Annotated in this window: 3 protein-coding genes; 2 read left to right on the top strand and 1 reads right to left on the bottom strand. The window is 79.5% G+C overall.

What is annotated here, in order from left to right:
• The first annotated feature begins 161 nt into the window (after positions 1 to 161).
• Both ABEB16_RS19130 and ABEB16_RS19125 read left to right on the top strand, forming a co-directional pair.
• Complete coding sequence (locus ABEB16_RS19130) at positions 162 to 1,157, top strand: o-succinylbenzoate synthase (RefSeq protein WP_345713798.1); 996 nt, start codon at positions 162 to 164, stop codon at positions 1,155 to 1,157.
• 132 nt (positions 1,158 to 1,289) lie between these two features.
• Complete coding sequence (locus tag ABEB16_RS19125) at positions 1,290 to 1,811, top strand: DUF427 domain-containing protein (RefSeq protein ID WP_345713797.1); 522 nt, start codon at positions 1,290 to 1,292, stop codon at positions 1,809 to 1,811.
• A gap of 23 nt (positions 1,812 to 1,834) precedes the next feature.
• On the opposite strand, the gene ABEB16_RS19120 is transcribed toward ABEB16_RS19125, so the two are convergent.
• Complete coding sequence (locus ABEB16_RS19120; protein ID WP_345713799.1) at positions 1,835 to 2,245, bottom strand: hotdog fold thioesterase; 411 nt, start codon at positions 2,243 to 2,245, stop codon at positions 1,835 to 1,837.
• Between the last annotated feature and the right edge of the window lie 36 nt (positions 2,246 to 2,281).

Below are 2,281 nucleotides of genomic sequence, written 5' to 3'. Positions count from 1 at the left end.
CGCCGCGGCGAGGAGCCGGTCGGGGCGCTCACCGCGGCGGGGATCGGCGCAGCCCTGGCCGCGGCCGTGGTGCGGGCGCTGGACGACTACACCACCGCCTACGGCAGCCAGGACACCACCGCCCACGACGGCCAGGACACCGCCGGCGGCGGTCCCGCGCGGTGAGCGCCCCACCCGCCCTCGACGACGTCCTCGCCGCCGCCCGCGTCGTCGACCTGCCGCTGCGCACCCGCTTCCGCGGCGTGGAGCACCGCGAGGCGCTGCTGGTGCGCGGCCCCGCCGGCTGGGGGGAGTTCGCCCCCTTCCCCGAGTACGGCCCCGCGGAGTCCGCGCGCTGGCTGGCGGCCGCGCTCGAGGCCGCCTGGACGGGCTGGCCGCCGCCGCGCCGCACGTCGGTGCCCGTCAACGCCACCGTGCCCGCCGTGCCCGCCGCGCAGGTGCCGGCGGTGCTGGCCCGCTACGACGGCTGCACGACGGCGAAGGTGAAGGTCGCCGAGGCCGGGCAGCACCTCGGCGACGACGTGGCGCGGGTGCGGGCGGTGCGGGAGGTGCTGGGCCCGGCCGGCCGGATCCGCGTCGACGCCAACGCCGCCTGGTCCGTCGACGACGCCGCGCGAGCCCTCGCCGCCCTGGCGCCGGTGGGGCTGGAGTACGCCGAGCAGCCCTGCGCCACGCTGGAGGAGCTGGCGGCGCTGCGGCTGCGGCTGGCCCGCGCGGGCCTCGACGTGCCGCTGGCCGCCGACGAGAGCATCCGCAGGGCGGAGGACCCGCTGCGGGTGGTCGCCGCCGGCGCCGCCGACGTCGTCGTGCTCAAGGTCGCCCCGCTCGCCGGGGTGCGCCCCGCGCTGGCGGTGGCGGCCGCGTGCGGGTTGCCGGTGGTGGTGTCCAGCGCCCTGGACACCTCCGTGGGCATCGCGGCCGGGGTGGCGCTGGCCGCGGCCCTGCCCGAGCTGCCGTTCGCGTGCGGGCTGGGCACGGTGGCGCTGCTGGCCGCCGACGTCGTGGCCGAGCCGCGCGTGCCGGTGGCGGGGGAGCTGGCCGTGGGGCCGGTGGAGCCCACCGGGGAGCTGCTCGCCGGGCACGCCGCGGCGCCGGAGCGGGTGCGGTGGTGGCGCGAGCGCGTGGCAGCCTGCTGGGAGCACCTGCCCCACGGGTGAGGCGCGCCGGCCGGTCCGGCCCCGGCCCGGCCGCGGCGTGCAGCAGCTCCCGGCCCGGCACCCCGAGCAGCTCCTCGTCCACCGCGCCCCGCCCGCGGTGCGGCGGCGCGACCGCCCGCGCAGGATGGGCACGTGCCCGTCCCCGTGCCCCCCGGTCCCGGCCAGGAGTCCGTCTGGGACTACCCGCGCCCCCCGCGCCTGGAGCGCAGCACCCGCCACGTGCGCATCACCGCCGGCCCGCCCGGCGCGGACGGCGACGGCCCGCTCCTCCTGGCCGACACCCGCCGCAGCTGGCGGGTGCTGGAGACGAGCCACCCGCCGGTGCACTACGTCGCGGCCGAGGACCTGGACGCGCGGCTGCTGCGCCCGGCGGCGGGGCGCAGCTGGTGCGAGTTCAAGGGCCAGGCGCGCTACGTGGACCTCGTCGACCCCGACGGCCGGCTGCTGGCCGCCGACGCCGGCTGGACCTACCCGGACCCCGCGCCCGGCTACGAGGGGCTCGTCGGTGCGGTGGCCCTCTACCCGGGCCGGGTCACGAGCTGCCGCCTCGACGGCGAGCTCGTGCGCCCGCAGGCCGGCGGCTTCTACGGCGGCTGGATCACCGACGACGTCGTGGGCCCGTTCAAGGGGGAACCGGGCACCACCGGCTGGTGAGCGCGGCGGGCCGGTGAGCGCGCTCAGGTCCCGGCGGGCACCGGCCGGACGAGGTTGGTGATCCGCGCGGTGCACAGCCGGCGGCCCTCCTCGTCGGTGATGACGACCTCGTGGCTGCACAGGGTGCGGCCCAGGCTCAGCGCGGTGGCCGTGCCCGTCACCAGCCCCGAGGAGGTGCTGCGGTGGTGGGTGGCGTTGATGTCGGTGCCCACCGCCACCGCGCCCGGCCAGACGTGCAGCATCGCGCCCACGGAGCCCAGCGTCTCGGCCAGCACGCAGCTCGCGCCGCCGTGCAGCAGGCCCACCACCTGCGTGTTGCCCTCCACGGGCATCGTCGCCACCAGCCGCTCGGGCGCGGCCTCGAGGAACTCGATGCCCATCCGGGCCGCGAGGCCGCTCAGCGGGAAGGGCAGGTCGGGACGCGGCTGGCTCACCCGGGCACCCTGCCACACGGCGGCGCGCCCGCCCCC

Origin of the sequence: Kineococcus glutinatus, assembly GCF_039542765.1 — a bacterium.
GTDB classification, from domain to species: domain Bacteria; phylum Actinomycetota; class Actinomycetes; order Actinomycetales; family Kineococcaceae; genus Kineococcus_A; species Kineococcus_A glutinatus.
This window is presented reverse-complemented; position numbering and strand designations above follow the sequence as displayed.